The organism is Aliidiomarina indica, from assembly GCF_015354615.1.
Lineage (GTDB): Bacteria > Pseudomonadota > Gammaproteobacteria > Enterobacterales > Alteromonadaceae > Aliidiomarina > Aliidiomarina indica.
Genome location: NZ_JACAVQ010000006.1, coordinates 129,291 through 149,752, shown reverse-complemented (window position 1 = coordinate 149,752; position 20,462 = coordinate 129,291). Strand labels below are relative to the sequence as shown.

The window sequence follows — 20,462 nt, the reverse complement described above, 5'->3', positions numbered from 1 at the left end:
ACTAGGCCATAGGCCGGAGAAGAAGAAGTAATGGCACAACTGGAAAATATCGAAGCAATTGAAAATCGCTTATGGGGCAGCGCAGATAACTTGCGGGCGAATAGTAACTACGCCAGTAACGAGTACTTTATGCCCGTGATGGGGCTGATTTTCTTGCGCCATGCCTACAGTCGCTACCTTGCGGTGAAACCAAAAATTGAGGCTTCGCTACCCTCGCGTGGCGGCGTTACCCGCCCGTTAACCAAAGAGGACTTTTCCAGTAAAGGCGCGATTTTCTTACGCGATGAAGCCCAGTTTGAATTCCTCGTTAATTTAACTGAAGCCGACGACCGTGCTCAGGCCATTATTAATGCCATGGAAGCCATCGAAGCTGACTATGAAACACTTCATGGTATTTTGCCCAAAAGCGAGTATCAGGAGCTGGACAATGATGTTCTGGGTAACTTAATACGCACCTTCAATGATCCTGCACTAAAGAAGGCGACGGGGGATATCTTTGGCCGTATCTACGAATACTTCCTGACCCAGTTTGCTAACCAAAGCGCTCATGACGGTGGGGAGTTTTTTACACCAGTTTCACTGGTTCAGCTCATCGTGAATATAATTGAGCCCGACCACGGCAATGTCATTGATCCTGCCTGCGGCTCTGGCGGCATGTTCGTGCAAAGTGCTCACTTCATAGAGAGTATGCACAAGAACCCGCAGGATTTGGTTACTTTTTATGGGGCAGAGAAAAACCCGACCACCATCCGTTTAGCCAAAATGAACCTTGCAGTTCATGGCTTAGAAGGACGCATCAACAAAGCGATTTCTTATTACGAAGACCCGCACGATTTTATCGGCAAAGCCGACTTTGTTATGGCGAACCCACCATTCAACGTCGACGATGTGGACGCCGAGAAAATCAAAAACGATCCGCGATTGCCGTTTGGTCTTCCGGGCGTCAATAAAAAAGGCAGTGTATCCAACGGCAACTACCTATGGATGTCGTATTTTTACAGCTATTTGAATGAGAATGGCCGCGCAGGCTTTGTCATGTCATCACAAGCTTCCAGTTCTGGTGGTGGCGAGACTGAGGTGCGGCGCAAGATGGTGGAAACCGGCCATGTTGATGCCATGGTATCCATTCGCTCAAACTTTTTCTATACCCGCTCTGTTCCTTGTGAACTATGGTTCTTCAACAAGGCAAAGCCTGCCAAACATAACGACAAAGTACTCATGCTGGATGCGCGTCATGTGTATCGCAAAGTTACCCGTAAAATCTATGACTTCTCTCCTGAGCAACTCGCCAATCTGACCGCTATTGTTTGGCTGTATCGAGGTGAAACCGACCGTTATGTTGGACTCGTTGAGCAGCATCTATCGCATGCGTTGGAGGAAGCTGCAACAAGCAAGGTAGCCATGGATACCTTTGTTGATCAAGCCCAAGATTTGCTAAACAAGCTGCCTCAGGTGGATGCCGATACAAGCTCTGCATTTGATGTGCTACGCCAAGACATCGCGTCCTTTGGGTCAGACATTGATGCTAAAAGCACAGCATGGCAGCAAGCCAATAAAGACAATTCAGGACTGCTTGCTTTCGCCAATGGACTGGAGCCGATTGCCGAAACTAGCCGCGACTTAATCAAGCAAATCGACCAGCTATACAAATTCGCCGAAAAGCGGGCGAAAGAGAGCGGCGAGAAAGGCCTCAACAAACTGATTAAAGGGTTAGATGAACATCGCAAAAAGACAGTCGAGCAGCTGAAACTTATTCGTTATTTCTACAAACAAGCTCATTGGCTGCAAGAGCGCTTCCCCGATGCTGATCTAAAAGACGTTGCAGGACTTGTGAGGTTAGTAGACAGAGAAGAAATTGCCGCGAACGACTGGAGCCTAGCCCCCGGACGTTATGTCGGCGTTGCCGCAGAAGTCGAAGATGAAGACTTCGATTTTGAAGAAACTCTGAGGGATATCCATATTGAACTAAAAGGCCTTAATGAAGAAGCCGACCAGCTTGCTGCTCAGATCCAGAAGAACTTTGAGGAGTTAGGTGTATGAGTGGTTATCCAACCAAAATCTCCATTGAAGAGCTTTGCATTAGAGTTTCTAGCGGCGGAACGCCCTCAAGGAAAGTACAAGAATACTGGGAGGGAGGCACTATACCTTGGGTTAAAACTGGAGAGTTAAAAGACTCTAAAATATTCGACGCCGAAGAGAAAATAACAATAGCAGGACTTGAGAACTCGTCAGCCAAGAAGCTTCCTGAAAATACAATTTTAATGGCGATGTATGGTGATGGTAAAACAATCACCAGCCTAGGCATACTGCAAAGTGAGCTTGCAACTAACCAAGCATGCTGTGCAATGCTCGCGGCCCCAGAAAAGTGTGACTACAGGTTTCTGTATTATTCTCTAATGCAAAATCGAAGAAGGCTTCTTGGTTTGGTTGTAGCCGGAGCCCAACGAAATTTAAGCATCGGAATAATTAAGCGTTTTGAGATTGATTACTTCCCCTTAAAAACGCAGATAGTAATAGGTAATATTTTATCTTCATACGATGACCTTATTGAAAACAACAAGCGCAGGATTGCCTTGCTGGAAGAATCGGCGCGGCAGCTTTATAAAGAATGGTTCGTCCGCTTCCGTTTCCCCGGCCATGAGCACGCCAGAATTGTCGATGGAGTGCCAGAAGGATGGGCGAAAGGATGTGTAGGTAATTTCTCTAAAGTGCTTTCAGGGTTTGCTTTTAAGAGTAGAGACTGGATTGATGAAGGGAACCCTGTAATCAAAATTAAAAATATTAGCAGCGCCAACACGATACATACCGAAAACTGCCAATGCGTTGATGATAGTGTGGCCGAAAAAGCCGCAAAGTTCGAATTGCGAGCAGGTGACATGCTTATCGCAATGACTGGAGCAACGGTGGGCAAAGTTGGAATACTACCACCGAGTTCAAAACGCTTTTATTTAAATCAGCGAGTCGGCAAGTTTACTTCTTTGATAGGAAGAGATGTAACACCATTTTTACTCTCCTTTTTTAACTCTGATAGTGCTCAAGCTTCAATTTCAAATTTGGCTGGTGGTGCAGCTCAACCTAATATTAGTGCTAAGCAAATTGAATCCATTCCTTGCCCTTGTCCTCCCTTTAAAATGTTACATTCATTTTTAGATCAAACGGAATCTAGCTTTTCACTACGCTTAAACCTGATAGACCAAAACAATAAATTGGTTCGTGCCAGAAATTTATTATTGCCTAAACTCATGAGCGGAGAACTTACCGTATGAACCCACCACTGAACGAAGATACGCTGGTTCAAGCCACTACAGCCGACTATCTGGAAACCGAGCTGGGCTGGGACAACGTGTTTGCCTACAACATGGAAACCTTTGGCAAGGAGGGTTTGCTTGGCCGTGATTCCGATAAAGAGGTGGTGTTAACCCGCTATCTTGGTGAGGCGCTCGTTAAATTTAACCCCGGCCTGCCTCAGGCCGCTTACCAGGATGCGCTTCGTCAAATCACCGAAGCTCCTGTGACTGAAAACACCCTACAAATCAACTTTGAGCAGTACGAGCGCGTAAAAAAGGGTGTGCTCGTACAATATCGCAATGCCAAAGGTGAGCTGGAAAAGAAACGTCTGAAGGTGTTTGATTTTGAAAACCCAGAGAACAATCATTTCCTCTGTGTACGCGAACTCTGGGTGCGCGGTGATATCTATCGCCGCCGTGCTGATATTGTTGGGTTTGTGAATGGTCTTCCACTGCTGTTTATCGAGTGTAAGACCATTCACAAGGACATCCGTCACGCCTACGAGAGCAACCTATCTGACTATAAAGACACTATTCCTCACCTTTTTTATCACAATGCCTTTGTAATTTTAGCTAATGGTGTGGATGCCAAGATCGGTTCAATCTCCAGTAAGTTTGAACATTTTAATGACTGGAAGCGACTGGCCGAAGCCGAACCCGGCATAGTGGATATGGAAACCCTATTCAAAGGAATTTGTAACAAACACAATTTCCTCGATTTGTTTGAGAACTTCACCGTTTTTGATGAGAGCAACGGTAAGCTGGTCAAAATTATCGCCCGCAACCACCAATTCCTCGGGGTAAACAAGGCTATCAGCGCATTCGAAGATCGCGAAGCGCGCAAGGGAAAACTGGGAGTCTTCTGGCACACACAGGGCTCGGGCAAATCCTATTCTATCGTATTTTTTGCTCGCAAAATCCACCGCAAACTGGGCGGTAATTTCACGTTTTTAATCTGTACCGATCGTGAAGATCTCGACAAGCAAATCTACAACACCTTTGCTGGCTGTAAACTAGTCGACAATGACAAAGATCCTTGCCGCGCATCATCAGGTAATCATTTAAAAGAACTGCTGAATCAGCATAAGTCCTACGTATTCTCGTTGGTTCAGAAATTTAATCAGGATGTCGACCCTGACGAGCCTTACTCAGATCGTAGTGACATTATTGTGATTACCGACGAGGCACACCGCTCGCAATATGGTCGCTTGTCGCTAAATCTGCGTAATGCATTGCCCAACGCCAGTTATATCGGGTTCACCGGCACCCCACTCTTCAAAGATGACCAGATAACCCGACGCGTATTCGGCGACTACATCTCAACCTACGGTTTCCAGCGCGCTGTAGAAGATAACGCCACAGTACCACTTTACTACGATGCGCGAGGTGAGAAGTTGGGACTGGCAACCGATGAATTGAATGAAAAAATTGCCGCGAAAGTAGAAGAGCTGGAAATTGATGATCAGGATGTTTCAGAGCGTTTAGAGCGCGAACTGAAACGCGATTATCATATCATTACGGCTCAGTCCCGCCTCGACAGTATCGCGGAAGACTTTGTTGAACACTACAGTACAGGCTGGCAAACAGGCAAAGCGATGTTGGTCTGCATCGATAAAGTCACCTGCGTGCGCATGCAGCAAATTATTATTGAGAAGTGGCTAGCTAAGGTCGCAGAACTTAAAAAAGAACGCGACAGGCTGAGCGATGAACAAGCCATTATGGAGATTGAACGCAAACTGGCTTGGATGGAAGAAACCATCACGGCGGTAGTCGTCAGTGAAGAGCAAGGTGAAGTCGATAAATTCAGAAAGTGGGGCTTGGATATCACCCCGCACCGTCGACTGATAAAAGAAGGATTTGAAACACCCGATGGTAAACGCATCGATATGGAAAGTGCCTTTAAAAGAGAAGAACATCCATTCAGGGTAGCTATTGTGTGCGCCATGTGGCTCACTGGATTTGATGTCCCTACACTTTCTACCCTCTATCTCGACAAGCCAATGAAGGCTCATACACTGATGCAAGCCATTGCCCGTGCGAACCGTGTTGCTGAAGGCAAGAACAATGGATTAATTGTCGACTATTGCGGCATTCTTAAAAACCTACGTAAAGCACTTGCCACTTTCGCCGGGCATGTTGGTATCGGCGGTGGTGAAGGCGAACTCCCCAATGAAGTCGATCCAGTTAAGCCTGATGAAGAGTTGCTAGCTGATTTGAGCGAGTCAATTGATACCGTTCGAGCATTTTTGACTGCGAAACAGTTCCGACTTGAGGACGTATTAGAAAAAGCTGGTTTTGCCCGCAACAAGGCTATTATTGACGCCAAAGAGGCCGTGAACGAAAACGATGAATCCCGAAAACGCTACGAGATTTTATCTCGTGAAGTATTCAAGAAGTTCAAAGCTTGCTTGACAATCAAGGCGATCAATCAATATCGAGCAGCTTACGATGCCATCAATATTATTTATAAGAGCTTGCAGAAAGATGTTGAGCGAGCAGACATCTCAGACATTATGCAAGAGCTTCATAAAATCATCGAGGATAGCATCGAGACAGGCGGTGGCACGCGAGAGCCAACCAAGCCCTACGATATCAGCAAAATCGACTTTGAACGCTTACGCAAGGAATTTGAGCGATCCCCTGCCAAAAACAGCACCGTTGCAAGCCTCAAAGAAATGGTCGAACGCAAGTTACTAAGGCTGCTGATGCAAAACCCTACTCGTACCGACTTTCAAAAACATTACGAAGAAATCGTGAGCGAATACAACAGCGAGAAAGACCGTGTGACCATCGAAGCTACGTTTGATGCGCTGCTCAAATTAGTTGAAGACCTATCTGAAGAAGAGCAACGCGCAGTGAAAGAAGGTCTAACCGAGGAGTCGCTAGCGCTATTTGATCTTCTACTCAAACCAAATCTAGCCAAAGCCGACACAAACAAAATAAAGAAGGTTGCCGAATCGCTGTATAAAACGCTCAACCAAGAGCTACAACGAATTCAAGACTTCGCCGCCAAGCAAGGCACCCGCGACGAAATAAAGGTAAAGATCAAAGACTTCCTATGGGACGAAAACAGCGGCCTACCAGCCAGCTTTGGCCCCGATGAAGTGGACGAAAAAGCAGAGCTGGTGTTCCAGCATATTTTCATGCAGCAGCGGCAGTCAATGAAATATACACACTTTAGTGGGGTTGGACTGTAAGGTTAGAACGAAAAACGGAACTCCCCTCCCCTAAGAGGAAGAGTCTCGGCTAAAAATGATTGATCAGTGCGCAGTTTATTGGTGGCAATTAAGCAGGCGTCTAGATATCTCAAACAATTCAAGGATTGATTAAGCATGGCGAATGTTACAAAACTTAAGCTGACAAATTTCAAGCGATTTAGAACGCTATTGATAGACTTTAATCCAAACATAAATACCATTATTGGTGACAATGAGGCTGGTAAAAGCACGATACTACAAGCCATTGAACTGGTTGCCAGCGGTAACCGAAGTAAGTTAGAGAATGTTGGTTTTGAAACCTTATTTAACAAAGAATGTGTTGATGAGTTTTTGCACGGAACGCAACAATTCGAAGATTTACCAAAGATACATGTAGAAATTTATTTAAGTGACGAGACTAATCCTGATTTATTCGGAAATCACAATACCGATAAAGTTGATGCAAGCGGCCTACATATGGTCTGTGAGCCGAATCAAGAGCTAGCAAAAGAAATAAATACAGTGCTTGCGGTTGGTAGCCAGAACTTTCCATTTGAGTTTTATGAAGTAAAGTTTATCACTTTCAGTGGAGAGGCATTCTCTGGATATAGACGTTTGTTTAAATGCTTAACCATAGACAGTTCTCAAATTAACAGTGAACACGCCAATCGGGAGTATATCAAAAGTGTATATGAATCTACTGTTGACTCCCCAAATAGAGCGCTGTTAAAAAACGACTATCGACAGCAAAAACTTTCATTTAAAAATAATTCATTGCAGATAGTAAATGATACTCTGGGTGACTATGATTTCTCGCTTCGAACTGGCTCAAAATATAACCTAGAAACTGATATCACCTTAACTCAAGACAATATTCCGATAGATGAAAGAGGTAAAGGGCAGCAGTGTTTTATTAAAACTGAATTTGCACTGAGCAGAAACTCAGAGAAGAGAGTAATAGATACACTGCTACTTGAAGAGCCAGAAAATCACCTAAGCCACACAAATATGAAGCGGTTGATTTTAAAAATATCGGAATCTCATCAAAATCAGATAATAATTGCTACTCATAACAGCCTAATCAGTTCACGATTAGACCTAAGGAATTCAATACTGATAAACAGCTCAAGTCTCGAACCATTGACACTTAATACCTTACCTGCATCAACTGCTAAGTTTTTTGTGAAAGCACCTGACAATAACATTCTAGAGTTCGCACTTTCACAAAAGGTAATTTTGGTTGAAGGTGATGCTGAATATATCCTTTTTGATGCGTTCTACCAATTGGCTACAGGGAAACGACCAGAGGCAGACGGTGTGCATCTCATTTCTGTCGGGGGAACTAGTTTTAAGAGATATTTAGATTTGGCAAGAATTCTTAGCATTAGAACCGCCGTTGTTCGGGATAATGATGGTGATTTTCAGTCAAAATGCGTAGATAACTATTCCGAGTATACTGATCAAGCTATAGCGATATTTGCTGAAAAAGATGTTACCAAATCCACCTTTGAAATTTGTCTGTATCAGGCCAACTCAGCTATTTGTGATGCTTTGTTTTCCGGGGGGAACATCACGAAGACACCTTTACAGTTCATGTTAGACAACAAAACAGAGAGTGCTCTAAGACTACTGGAAAGCCATGCTGCTGAATTAATAATTCCAAGCTATATAGCAGAGGCGGTTGCATGGATAAACGAGTAGTATTTGCGGTTGCTGGAGCAGGTAAAACATCTCTAATAATCAATTCAGTTACTGAGGATAGTCGTTGTCTGATTATAACTTATACAGACAACAACACAGATCAACTAGTACGTCGAATAATTAAAAAGTTAGGATGCATTCCAAAGGGTGTAAGGGTTTATAGCTATTTCTCATTTCTTTACGCTTTTTGCTATAGACCAATCTTAGGTTATGACCTAAAAACCAAAGGTATAAATTTTGATTATCCTCTTCCGAAATACGCTCAGTTCTCAAAGATGAATAAGCGAGAACATTATATCGATAAGAATGGAAGAGTTTTTTCGAACCGAATATCTAAACTACTTATCAAATCCAAAGCAATCAATAAGGTTCTTGAACGAATAGAAAAGTTTTTTGACAGTGTTTATATTGACGAAATTCAAGATTTATCAGGCAATGACTTCAATTTCGCCTGTGAGCTAGCCAAACTGAATGTTAATGTTTGTCTGGTCGGTGACTTCTATCAACATACATTCAAAACTAGCATAGATCTGAATGTTCAAAAAAGCCTCCATGACAGCTTTGAGGCATATTCTAGACAACTTATAAAAGCAGGATATACTATTGATTTAGTAACGCTTTCGAATAGCTACCGTTGCCCACCTGCTGTTTGCTCATTTGTCGAAGACAATCTAGGTATAAATATTGGCTCGAATAAATCATCCGAAGTTGAGGTTCGATTGATAGATCGTCCCGATGAAATAGATGCCATTTATGCAGATAATTCTATTGTTAAACTATTTTATCAGAAGAGCAATAAATATACAGGAAACACAGATAACTGGGGCAATACTAAGGGTATTGATCACCACATTGATGTCTGCGCTGTATTAAACCCGACTACATACAAGGCATTTAAGCAGGGTAGACTAGCTTCTCTGGCTGCTACAACAAGAAATAAGCTATACGTCGCTTGTACTAGAGCAAATGGAAATCTGTACTTTGTTGATGAAAAGTTTTTATCACAATATAAAAAATGAGTAGTTAAGAGTTTTTTTATAATCTTTTTGAATATTCGTCCAATTAGAGATTTAGAGAATTATTTACAAATGAATCGCTGCTATTCAACTACGACCTTTCCGTATGCTAAGAACTATGCAGACAGCCGAAGTAGCAGGATCAGAAGCTTCGAAGACAAGCATCAATTTTTACAAAAGCACAGTTAGGCAAATTGAAAAGTGAAGCCCGCACAAGGCGGGCTTCACTTTTAAACGTCTTATTTACCGTAAACGACTTATTTATTCCCATTAAACGACTTATTTCATGGGAATATCAACCCCCACCTACTCCTGATAAGCACTCAACGGTGGGCAGCTGCACATAAAGTTGCGGTCGCCGTACACGTCGTCGATGCGGTTTACGCTTGGCCAGAATTTATGGTCGCGTAACCAGGCTTTCGGGAATACGGCTTGCTCAACGCTGTATGGGCGATCCCACGCTTCGGTGATGTCCGCTAAGGTATGCGGGGCATTCACTAGTGGGTTCGCTTCTAAGCTCCATTCGCCGTTGGCCACTTTGTCGATTTCTTGGCGAATCGCGATCATGGCGTCGCAGAAGCGATCCATTTCAGCTTTCGATTCCGATTCCGTTGGCTCAATCATGAGCGTGCCCGCTACCGGGAACGACATGGTGGGCGAGTGGAAGCCAAAATCTTGCAGGCGCTTTGCCACGTCAATCTCAGCAATGCCAGAGGCATCTTTAAGTGGGCGCAAATCGATAATGCACTCGTGCGCTACACGGTCGTTACGGCCTGTATACAGCACTGGGTAGTACTCTTTCAGACGTTTCGCCATATAGTTCGCGTTGAGCATGGCTACTTCGGTTGCTTTACGCAAGCCGGCGCTGCCCATCATGACGATATACATCCACGAAATAGGCAGAATGCTGGCACTACCAAAGGGTGCTGCCGATACTGCTGGGTTGCCTGTTGCTAAGCCTTCGCCATTCAGCAACGCATGCCCTGGTAAGAACGGTGCTAAATGGCTCTTCACGCCAATAGGACCCATACCCGGACCGCCACCACCATGTGGAATACAGAAGGTTTTATGCAAGTTCAGGTGGGATACATCGGAGCCGATATAGCCAGGCGAGGTCACACCCACCTGTGCGTTCATGTTGGCACCGTCCATGTATACCTGACCGCCAAACTCATGCACGATGTCACAGATTTCACGAATCTTCTCTTCGTACACACCGTGAGTTGATGGGTACGTCACCATCGCGCAGCTTAGCTGATCTTTCACTTCTTCGGCTTTGGCGCGTAAATCGGCGATATCCACGTTACCGTTCTTATCACAATCAACCACGATCACCTTCATGCCCGCCATTTGTGCAGACGCTGGGTTGGTGCCATGAGCTGAATCAGGGATTAGGCAGATGTTACGATGCCCTTCCCCGCGGCTGGCGTGATAACGGTGAATCGCTAGCAATCCTGCGTACTCACCTTGCGCACCTGAGTTCGGCTGCATCGACATTGCATCGTAACCGGTAATGTCCAGTAACCAGGTTGAAAGGGTTGATAACAACTCTTGGTAACCTTGGGCTTGATCCAGCGGACAGAACGGATGCAATCCGCCAAACTCTGGCCACGTCACCGGAATCATTTCCGCGGTGGCATTTAATTTCATGGTGCATGAGCCCAATGAAATCATGCTGTGGTTCAAGGCTAAATCTTTGTTCTCAAGCTGTTTGATGTAACGCAGCATCTCGGTTTCAGAGTGATACTGGTTAAATACCTCGTGCGTCAAAATCTCCGACGTACGTTTTAGCTCCGTTGGAATAGATTGCATGGATTGTGCTTCTGAATCCAACGCAGCCACGTCTAAACCATGGCCTTCGCCTAAAATCACATCAAACAAGGTGGCGATATCGGCACGGTTTTTCGCTTCATCTACGCTAATGCCAAGCATGCCCGGACGATCGGTACGGAAGTTCACTTCCGCGGCTTCTGCGCGCGCTAAAATAGCGGCACGCTGCTCGCCACTGGCTTCAATGGTTAAGGTATCGAAATACTTTTGATGCACCGGTGAAAAGCCGTTCTTGCTTAAACCCAGCGCAAGAATGTCGGTTAAACGGTGAATACGATCAGCAATGTTCTTTAGGCCTTCAGGGCCGTGGTACACCGCATAAAACGACGCGATGTTGGCCAGTAGTACCTGAGCCGTACAAATGTTAGACGTCGCTTTCTCACGACGGATATGCTGCTCCCGCGTTTGCATCGCCATACGCAGTGCGACGCGACCACGGGCATCTTTAGATACACCGATAACACGTCCTGGCAGCGCACGTTTAAATTTCTCACGAGTGGCAAAGAAAGCAGCATGTGGACCGCCGTAGCCCATAGGTACACCAAAGCGCTGGGCAGAACCGAACACCATATCGGCGCCCATTTCGCCCGGCGATTTAGTGGCAACCAAAGCCATCAAATCAGAGGCAACAGCCACGAGGCCTTTCTTGCTTTGCACCTGGGCAATCACGTCGGTGAGGTCGAGCAATTCACCGTCAGCTGCTGGGCTTTGGAATAAGGCACCAAATACGTCGTGGTTGCCCGCTTCATGCCAAGGGCCTTGGATAATTTCAAAGCCAAACATTTCAGCCCGTGCTTTTACCACGTCGATGGTTTGTGGGAACACATTGTCGGCCACAAAGAATGCGTTGGCTTTTGATTTACTCACACGCTGGGCCATCGCCATGGCTTCTGCTGCAGCGGTGGCTTCATCAAGCAGAGACGCCGACGCCAGCTCAAGGCCGGTCAAATCGATGGTCATCTGTTGGAAGTTCAAAATAGCTTGTAAGCGACCTTGCGCGATTTCAGGCTGATACGGCGTATAGGCGGTATACCAACCCGGGTTTTCCAACACGTTGCGCAAGATAACATTCGGCAGCAAGGTATCGTAATACCCGAGCCCAATGAAGCTCTTAAATACTTTGTTTTTCTTGGAGATGGTTTTTAATCGCGCCAGAGCATCTCGCTCTGTCATCGAATCACCCACGGCCAAAAACGGGTCGCGAAGAATCGACCCAGGAACGGTTTGTGCGGTCATTGCTTCTAATGACTCGGCACCTACGTATGCCAGCATCTCCTGCTGTTCATTTTCATCCGGACCAATATGACGCGCCACAAATTCATCATGACGTTCGAGCTGCTTCAGTGATTTACTGCTCATTGACCTTATACCTGCATTGCTTCAGCGTGTATGAACAAGTTGCCTTGTTCTTGGATTAATGAACAACAAAGCCCCGGCAATACCGGGGCCTTGCTGTGTTCAAGATGTTAGTCTTCTTCGATAGAAGCTGCATAACCTTCTGCGTCGAGCAGGCCTGCCACTTCACTCTCGTCGTCGGCTTTAATTTTAAATAACCAACCATCACCAAATGGGTCGTTATTTACTAACTCTGGTGAGTCTTCTAGCTCTTCGTTTACAGCGATAATTTCACCTGCAATAGGTGCGTAAATATCAGAGGCAGCTTTTACCGATTCGGCTACTGCGCAATCGTCGCCGGCTGCAACGCTGTCGCCAACTTCTGGCAATTCAACAAACACCATGTCGCCTAATAGCTCTTGCGCGTGATCTGTGATGCCTACTGTGTATACGCCATCGCCTTCATCGCGAATCCATTCATGGGTTGACGCATATTTTAATTCGTTTGGTACATTGCTCATGTTGTAACCCTTGTGTCAAAAGACTAAGTCCGTTGAAAAATGTGTGCTGAAGTTTAAGCGGAAACAACCGCCTTGCCATGCCGAACAAAGGAGGGTTTCACCACCTTTACTGTAACCATTTTTTTGCGCATTTCCACTTGCGCGGTATCACCTACTGGCTGAGGGACTCGAGCCATGGCGACACTGTATCCTAACGTGGGCGAAAAAGTGCCTGATGTAATCACGCCTTCACCACCCTCAACAATTACTTTTAGGCCGGCACGTAGAACACCTTTTTCTTCCATTACCAAGCCAATCAGTTTTTCTGTACCTGCAGCTTTTTGCTCTTCTAGCGCTGAACGACCTACGAAGTTACGCTCACTTGGCTCAAACGCAACCGACCACGCCATGTTGGCAGCCAATGGCGATACATTTTCGTCCATATCTTGGCCATAAAGGTTCATGCCCGCTTCCAAGCGCAGCGTATCACGTGCGCCCAAGCCACAAGGGTGAACCCCTGCTTGTAACAGCTTATCCCACACCTGACCCACTTGGTCGGCTGGAATAATTAGCTCGTAGCCTGCTTCACCGGTGTAACCTGTGGTGGCGATAAATAAATCATCGAGCTGCATACCAAAGAACGGCTTCATGTCACTTACCAGCGCATGCTGATCTTCGTTCATCAGTACACTTACTTTCTCTTTTGCTTGCGGGCCTTGCACGGCCAGCATCGCAAATTCAGTACGCTCAGTAATGGCCACATCAAATTCGCCCGCTTGCTTTTCAAGCCACTGCAAATCTTTATCACGGGTTGCTGAGTTAACCACCAAGCGATAAGAAACATCGCTAAAGAAGTACACAATCAAATCGTCAATCACACCGCCGGTTTCATTTAACATGGCAGAGTACAGTGCTTTACCCGGGACTTTTAATTTCTCAACGTCATTGGCTAACAACCGACGCAGGTAAGCTTTAGCTTCGGGACCAGTGACATCAACAATCGTCATGTGAGACACATCAAACATGCCTACTTCACGACGCACTGCATGGTGCTCTTCAATTTGTGAGCCGTAGTTCAGCGGCATGTCCCAGCCATGAAAATCGACCATCTTTGCGCCAGCAGCAAGATGCTGTGGGTATAACGGAGTGCGTTGCGCCATTGCGTATTTCACTTCTGTTGGTTTTTTGTTCGATTCGATGGCCCTCATTATAGGTTGCTCAGAGGTTGCCAACAAATTAAAAACCCTAATACCTGTATTAAGTTTTCTTATACAGAGGCGTTAAACATTGCTAAAATAAATACTTAACCGCAGCAATGTGGCACCAACGAACACTAGGGCGTCCTATGAAACACTTATCCTTCGAGAGCCTTCGATCTTTTGTCATGGTTACTGATTTACAGAGCTTTACCCTTGCTGGTGAACGCTTAGGGCGCTCACAGCCGGCCATTAGTTTGCAGTTAAAGAAACTCGAAGAGCAAATCGACGCTATTTTGTTTGATCGTGAGGGCGGCAAACTTAAGCTAACGGCCGCGGGACAAGAATTGTATCAAGGCGCCCGACAACTGCTGCAAAGTCATGATCAACTGCTAGCCCGCTTTGAGAAAACACCGATTTCCGGCCAGGTGCGTTTGGGCATTCCCAGTGAGTTTGCCACGGCCCTATTACCCCGCGTGCTCGGTCAGTTTGCTGCAACTTATCCGCAAATCACCTTGGAAGTAACCTCTGCCCTAAGTCGTGATTTGCGTCTTGGCGCCAGTCGGGGTCATTTTGATGTCATTCTTACCGTGGCCGAGCAAGCGCCGCCAACGGCGGTGCAAGTAAAAGAAGATCAGCTGGTGTGGGTGAGCGGTCGTTCCGAATTTATTTGGCAAGGTCCGGTGCCCTTGGTGCTTGCCGCAGAAGGCTGCATTTATCGGCGGCGTACTTTGCAGGCATTAAAACACAGCGGACGAAGCTGTCGCATTACTTACACCAACTCCGATCTCACTGGCATTAGCAGCGCACTGAAAAGTGATTTGGGCATTACCGTGCTGGCCAAAAGCTCGCTGCCGAGTGATTTAGTGGAAATTCGCCACCCAGATCTTCCGCAACTCGGCACGGTTGGGATTTATCTTGAGCGCCATAGCCAATCGCCCAACGACGCTTCCGAGCATTTGCTCTCGTATTTAAGTGATTTCTTAAATCCCTAATACGGATCTGGGCCTGACCGGACGCAAAACCGCCTAAAAGTGATTCGCTTGGTTTAAAAAGAAATCTTTTAGTGGGTTTATTTCTTGGGTTAAGGCTAAGCCTGCGGCGCGCGTTAAGCGCACCAACGGGTGCTTCTTGGTAAACAATTGATGAAAGCCTTCCATCACTGCAATGTGCCGCAGCGCCGCGGCCTTTCGGGCACGCTGATAACCGCGCAAGGCGCGCATCAGTTCGTCTTGATTCCATTGACCATTTAAGGTTCCCAAACTGCGCAAGCGCTCTGCCAATACAAAGGCATCGCCGAAGCCCAAATTTGCGCCTTGCCCCGCCAATGGGTGAATAGTGTGCGCAGCATCGCCCATAAGCACTTGCCGGCCATATAACCAATCTTCTGCGTAACGCATGGTTAACGGGAAGCTCACCCGTTTGCTCACCACAGAGAGCACACCGAGTTGGCCATCGGACGCCGCCGTTAAGGCCTGATTAAACGCGCTATCGCTTAGTGCCAACAGCGATTGTGCTTTATCTTTGGGCGTGCTCCACACAATAGAGCACTGGAACGGATCCGCCATCGGCAATAGTGCCAAGGGCCCATCGCCCAAAAATACTTGCCGGGCAATGCCCTGATGTGGCTCCGTGCTTTGAATGGTACACACCACCCCTTCTTGTTCATAGTCGCGATGATGAACTGGGGTGCCGGAGATGCCGCGTAAACGCGATTGGCCACCGTCGGCAGCAATTAATAATTGCCCGATCACGACGTCGTTGTTGCTCAGTTGCACACTCACATCGTGTTCATGATATTCCGGGGTGGTGAAAGTGACATCACTGAGCAAGCGCACGCCAGCGGCCTCGGCACTTTGCCACAAGGCAGCTTCAACCACCGCGTTCTCTATAATGGTGCCCAAATCGGCAAGATCAGCTTGATTGGCGGAGAAGTGGATATGCCCGAAAGAATCGTGCTCCCACACGTGCATCCCTTGATAATCGCCGCATTTATCGGCGGGAATACGCTCCCATGCACCGAGCTCTTGCAGCCACGTGCGCACCGCATGGTTTAACGCCGACACGCGCAGGGTTGGTTTATCCGGCATGGCGCCACTGCGGGCTTGTTTTTCAATAACCACGACATCGCGTCCATGCTTGGCCATGGCAGTCGCAAATGCGAGTCCTACCATGCCGCCGCCAACTACGATGATTTGCGTTCGAATAATAGCCATGTTTTATCCTGTGGTTACTGCCCGGCCGACGAGAAAAGTGAGCGAAAACCCATAGCCTTTCGCATCAGCGGTTTGCTTAAGGTACTGCATGCACGCAAGGCATAAAGCGCTTTACTGCGACCGTGCCGAAGCAGCGGATTCGGATTTGAGAATATATTCACCAACCCGTGGGTGAGGCTAATAATTTCCGCGTAATCCCGTTGTCGCTGCTGACGATAGGCCTGAAGCCCTGCAATGGCGCCCGGATCCCGAGCATCTAACTGCTGTGCCAGCTCGAGGATATCGCGCACCCCTAAATTATAGCCTTGTCCTGCAACAGGATGGAGCGTGTGGCATGCATTGCCAATCACTACCGCCCGATGGCCAATAAACCGCTCAGCCAAGGCTAACTGCAACGGAAATTGTCCCTGCAAAGAAACCTGTTCAATGCGCCCTGGAGCTGCGCCAAAGATCGCTTGCACCGCACGAACTTGCTCCTTTTCAGGAAGCGCCAGTAGTGCCTGCGCGCGCTCCGGCTGCATACACCACACCAATGCGGCTTGCTGTTTGCCTTGCGGAAGTAAGGCCGCTGGGCCATGTGGGGTAAAGCGTTCGTAAGCCCAACCCTGGTGCTGTTTTTGATAAGTGACAACGCCAGCCAGAGCCACCTGATCATAGGCTGAACGCGTCATTTCTATGCCCAATAGCCGACGGGTGTGTGAATTCGACCCTTCAGCCACCACCAATAACCGACACTGGAGCGGTTCTGCCATTCCCTCAACGGAGAGCCGATACCCGCTCTCATTGGCGTTGAGGGCGGAGATATGAACCCCCTGCTCGTGGCTAAATTCTTTGTGCTCTTTTGCAATCGCAGCACAGCGACGGTCGAGCGCCTGTTGCAACACCCCGGCCATCGCCACGTACCCTAATGCGGGCAAATTCTCGCGCTCCGCATGCATGGTCATTGTGCCCGGCCCTTCGGTTTCGGACACATGAATATTGGCAATCGCCGCACTTTGCTGCAAGTCACCCTGCCACACCCCATAATCCGCCAGCACCTGCTGTGTACGCAGCGCTAACGCAAGACCACGTGGGTCTTGATAAGTGGCCCCTTGTTGGTGATCGAGCAAAACCACTGATAAATCAGGATAACGCCGGGCAAATACTAACGCGGCCAAACAACCGGTAAGTCCGCCACCCGCGATAACGATATCAACGTGACGCACGTTGGGAATCCTCGTTACGCTGGGGCCGCGTGGTTGCGCGATCGCGATGACCGCTCGCCATGAGTGCCTCAATGCCTTCAACGCTTTTCGGCACACCGGCGGTTAAGTTGCAGTAACCATCCTTGGTGACTAATAAATCGTCTTCAATGCGAATACCCATGCCCCGGTATTGCTCGGGAACCGAGTCGTCATCCGGCGCAAAATATAACCCTGGCTCAATGGTGAGCACCATGCCCGGCTGCAGCTTTATGGGGATGCCATCTGTTTGGTATGTGCCCACATCGTGAACATCTAAGCCCAACCAATGGCCTAACCCATGAATGAAGAAACGCCGGCAGCTTTGCTCGTCAAGATGCTGTTGCACACTGCCTTTGAGAATACCAAGGTGCAGCAATCCTTCAGTGAGTACCTTTACTGCCGCATCTTGCGCTTTAGGAAGCGAGCTTCCTGGCTTAATCAGCGCAAATGCCGCTTCCTGGGCCGCCAGTACCAATTCATAAATGGCCCGTTGCGCCCGGCTAAATTTACCATTTACCGGAAACGTGCGGGTAATATCCGCGGCATACCCCTGATATTCACAACCCGCATCGATCAGCAGTAAATCACCGTCTTTCAGCACATCGGTATTGGCCGTGTAATGTAAGATACAGGCATTTTCGCCACCACCGACAATGGAACCATAAGCGGGGCCACTGCCTCCCTGATGCATAAACTCATGGCTGAGAAGCGCATCGATTTGGTACTCAAAAACACCCGGCTGCACGCTTTGCATCGCTCGCTTGTGCGCCGTCACGCTGATATCTGCGGCTTGTTGCATCAAGGCAATTTCCGCCTCGGACTTTATTAAACGCTGTTGATGCACGTGCGGACGACTATCGTGCCAATGCGCCGGTGCCGTTTTTGTGCGTTTTGGCGCTGAACGCAAGTTACGCAGGTGCTCTCGCAGATCTGCTTCAAACTTAGGAAACTGATCAAAGGCAAAGTACAAATGCTCGCTGCCATTGAGAAAATCAGGCAACTGAACATCAAGGGTGTCCAAACTATAACAGTGGCTCACTCCAGAAATTTCTTGCGCCTTGTCGCACCCAAGTCGGCGGCCATGCCAAACCTCCGCATGGGCATCACGCGGCAGTACAAATAACACCTCTGGGGTTTCTGTATCCGGCATAAGCACAAGCACGGCATCCGGTTCGTTAATACCGGTCAGATAGAAGAAGTCACTGTCTTGGCGAAAAGGAAAATGCGTATCACGACTGCGAATCACCTCACTGGCGGCGGGAAAAATAGCCACGCCCTGAGAGTTCATGGATTGCATAAAGGCTTGCCGCCTTTTTTGGTATTCAGCCGCCTGTGGCATAACGCAGAGTCCTCAACAGAACAGATTAATGAATCGTTTGATTAATTGGGGCTACCGGTGTCGATACCGAGCTTAACTCGTTAAAACACATAATGGCCGTGATACGTACGTACTCACTTACTTCGTAAAACGCGCGCTCGTCTTCCTCACCCGTCATCACATCACTTGAGAGCTTCGAGATTTCTGCCATATCTTGAATGGCTTCTTTTAGATCTTCAGAGGCTTTAGCAAGGTTCTGCTGATGGATACCGAATCCAACTAAAAAGCACTGCGTCCACTCGGTGAGAGCAATGACGCGATCTTCTAAAGGCTCATCATCACTGGGCAGCACCATCTGGAAGCTTAAATCAGGACATTCTAAGCCCGAAACAGTATGGGTATGCAGCGCTTCAAGTTCGTGGATCAGTGTTGCACTAAACTTTTCACCCTCGTGGGTTAGGTCTGATAGTGCTAACAGCCAATCACGCTCTTTACTGGGCGCGCTGCTGGCCACCAGGCCCGTAAGCATGCCGTGCATCTCAGAAGCGCTGACAATAACATTCTCTTGGGCTAAGAGTCGGGTTAGTTTCTCAAACCACTGTGAACTTGATTCACTCATATTAATCGGTCCAATTTGGATAGGTATCACATTCCTAATGCTACCATTGCTTGCGCTTCTCAGCCAGAAATCGGCTTACAAAACTACTTGCGCAGAGGCATTGCAACTTCTCAGCACTAGGGCTATCCTGCGGCTAGTCGTCCGCACGGTAGCGACACCCCGCAGTGAACACGAGAAAATCAAATTTTTATGGCATTTTCGTTGATTCAGAAACGGACTATACTCACCACTATATGTTGATTTGAGGGAGCGTGACATGAGTAGTAATGTCGTAGACATCAAAATTCTAGACCGTAGCTATCGGGTAATGTGCCCGGATGGTCAAGAAACAGCGTTGCGCGAAGCTGCCAAACAACTCGACGAGCGCATGGTAGAAACGCGTACTTCGACCAAGCTCACGAATATGGAGCAAATCGCTATCATGGCGGCCCTCAATTTATGTCATGAGTGGATTCAAGATCGGGCTGTTGAAACCAAAAAAATTGCAGCGCTTGAGGATAAGATTAGTTTATTGCAAGCCACTATCGAGAAGGCCATCGGTGATCCCCGTGCTGCTGAGAAACAAATCGCGGAAACACACGCACTTGAGCTCACGGAAGAAGAACAACCCTCCCGATCCGATCAAGAACAGTAGCCAACGCACCGCGTTGGTCTCAGCGCGAATACGTAGCCAACGCACCGCGTTGGTCTCAGCGAGATTAGGTAGCCAACGCACCGCGTTGGTCAGGTGCCGATAAGAAACCCGAGGCCCGAACCAATAACGAACCAACGCAATGCGTTGGGTACAGGCTACAGACAGAATATGATACACTGGCTTTGTTCTCTGGGGTGTTTGCCAGCATGTGAATGTCCCTGAGCCGATACTCTTAGTATAGGGTCCTGTTGAACTACCTGTGTGCAAGCCCGACCCGTATCGGGAAGCCTGCGGTAGTATCTCCAGCACCCGCCTTGAACCAATGGGTTCAAGGGCTGACACGATGCAGCGGCACCTTGGAGAACACCTTTACGACGAATGTAACTAGGG

At 47.6% G+C, this 20,462-nt stretch carries 14 protein-coding genes and 1 other RNA gene; 8 read left to right on the top strand and 7 right to left on the bottom strand.

Annotation, left to right across the window (positions count from 1 at the left end):
* Positions 1-30 precede the first annotated feature (30 nt).
* From HXZ99_RS09980 to HXZ99_RS09960, 5 genes are all read left to right on the top strand, one after another.
* Complete coding sequence (locus tag HXZ99_RS09980; protein ID WP_194757148.1) at positions 31-2,040, top strand: class I SAM-dependent DNA methyltransferase; 2,010 nt, start codon at positions 31-33, stop codon at positions 2,038-2,040.
* Positions 2,037-3,266 carry a restriction endonuclease subunit S gene (locus tag HXZ99_RS09975; RefSeq protein ID WP_194757147.1) on the top strand — a complete coding sequence of 410 codons (1,230 nt, stop codon included), beginning with the start codon at positions 2,037-2,039 and terminating at the stop codon, positions 3,264-3,266. The genes HXZ99_RS09980 and HXZ99_RS09975 overlap by 4 nt, the downstream gene beginning before the upstream one ends.
* On the top strand, positions 3,263-6,484 hold the full coding sequence (locus HXZ99_RS09970; RefSeq protein WP_194757146.1) for a type I restriction endonuclease subunit R: 3,222 nt from the start codon (positions 3,263-3,265) through the stop codon (positions 6,482-6,484). Before HXZ99_RS09975 ends, HXZ99_RS09970 begins: the two co-directional genes overlap by 4 nt.
* A 135-nt stretch (positions 6,485-6,619) precedes the next feature.
* Positions 6,620-8,185: an ATP-dependent nuclease gene (locus HXZ99_RS09965; RefSeq protein WP_194757145.1), complete on the top strand. Its 1,566-nt coding sequence runs from the start codon at positions 6,620-6,622 to the stop codon at positions 8,183-8,185.
* Positions 8,170-9,204, top strand: coding sequence for a UvrD-helicase domain-containing protein (locus HXZ99_RS09960; protein WP_194757144.1), 1,035 nt, complete (start codon positions 8,170-8,172; stop codon positions 9,202-9,204). The genes HXZ99_RS09965 and HXZ99_RS09960 overlap by 16 nt, the downstream gene beginning before the upstream one ends.
* A gap of 303 nt (positions 9,205-9,507) precedes the next feature.
* Here HXZ99_RS09960 and gcvP read toward each other — a convergent pair whose 3' ends face one another.
* The 3 genes from gcvP to gcvT form a co-directional block, all read right to left on the bottom strand.
* A complete protein-coding gene (gene gcvP, locus HXZ99_RS09955; protein WP_194757143.1) occupies positions 9,508-12,390 on the bottom strand; it encodes an aminomethyl-transferring glycine dehydrogenase in 2,883 nt (960 codons plus the stop codon).
* A 107-nt stretch (positions 12,391-12,497) separates the two neighbouring features.
* Positions 12,498-12,887: a glycine cleavage system protein GcvH gene (gene gcvH / locus HXZ99_RS09950; protein WP_194757142.1), complete on the bottom strand. Its 390-nt coding sequence runs from the start codon at positions 12,885-12,887 to the stop codon at positions 12,498-12,500.
* A gap of 53 nt (positions 12,888-12,940) precedes the next feature.
* On the bottom strand, positions 12,941-14,026 hold the full coding sequence (gcvT, locus tag HXZ99_RS09945; RefSeq protein ID WP_194757141.1) for a glycine cleavage system aminomethyltransferase GcvT: 1,086 nt from the start codon (positions 14,024-14,026) through the stop codon (positions 12,941-12,943).
* A 185-nt stretch (positions 14,027-14,211) separates the two neighbouring features.
* Between gcvT and HXZ99_RS09940 the strand changes: the two genes are divergently transcribed.
* Positions 14,212-15,057: a LysR family transcriptional regulator gene (locus tag HXZ99_RS09940; RefSeq protein WP_194757140.1), complete on the top strand. Its 846-nt coding sequence runs from the start codon at positions 14,212-14,214 to the stop codon at positions 15,055-15,057.
* A gap of 33 nt (positions 15,058-15,090) precedes the next feature.
* Here the strand turns inward: HXZ99_RS09940 and HXZ99_RS09935 are convergent, their stop codons facing one another.
* The 4 genes from HXZ99_RS09935 to HXZ99_RS09920 are packed head-to-tail and all read right to left on the bottom strand — an operon-like array spanning position 15,091 to position 19,438.
* A complete protein-coding gene (locus HXZ99_RS09935; RefSeq protein ID WP_194757139.1) occupies positions 15,091-16,278 on the bottom strand; it encodes a UbiH/UbiF/VisC/COQ6 family ubiquinone biosynthesis hydroxylase in 1,188 nt (395 codons plus the stop codon).
* A gap of 14 nt (positions 16,279-16,292) precedes the next feature.
* On the bottom strand, positions 16,293-17,483 hold the full coding sequence (locus HXZ99_RS09930; protein ID WP_194757138.1) for an FAD-dependent monooxygenase: 1,191 nt from the start codon (positions 17,481-17,483) through the stop codon (positions 16,293-16,295).
* On the bottom strand, positions 17,470-18,840 hold the full coding sequence (gene pepP / locus HXZ99_RS09925; RefSeq protein WP_194757137.1) for a Xaa-Pro aminopeptidase: 1,371 nt from the start codon (positions 18,838-18,840) through the stop codon (positions 17,470-17,472). Before pepP ends, HXZ99_RS09930 begins: the two co-directional genes overlap by 14 nt.
* A 25-nt stretch (positions 18,841-18,865) precedes the next feature.
* Entirely contained in the window at positions 18,866-19,438 is a 573-nt protein-coding gene (locus HXZ99_RS09920) for a UPF0149 family protein (protein ID WP_194757136.1), read from the bottom strand.
* A gap of 256 nt (positions 19,439-19,694) precedes the next feature.
* Here HXZ99_RS09920 and HXZ99_RS09915 point away from each other — a divergent pair, with 256 nt between their 5' ends.
* Entirely contained in the window at positions 19,695-20,072 is a 378-nt protein-coding gene (locus HXZ99_RS09915; RefSeq protein WP_228517891.1) for a cell division protein ZapA, read from the top strand.
* Positions 20,073-20,255: 183 nt separating this feature from the next.
* Positions 20,256-20,439, top strand: a non-coding RNA gene (gene ssrS / locus HXZ99_RS09910) — 6S RNA.
* Positions 20,440-20,462: the final 23 nt, after the last annotated feature.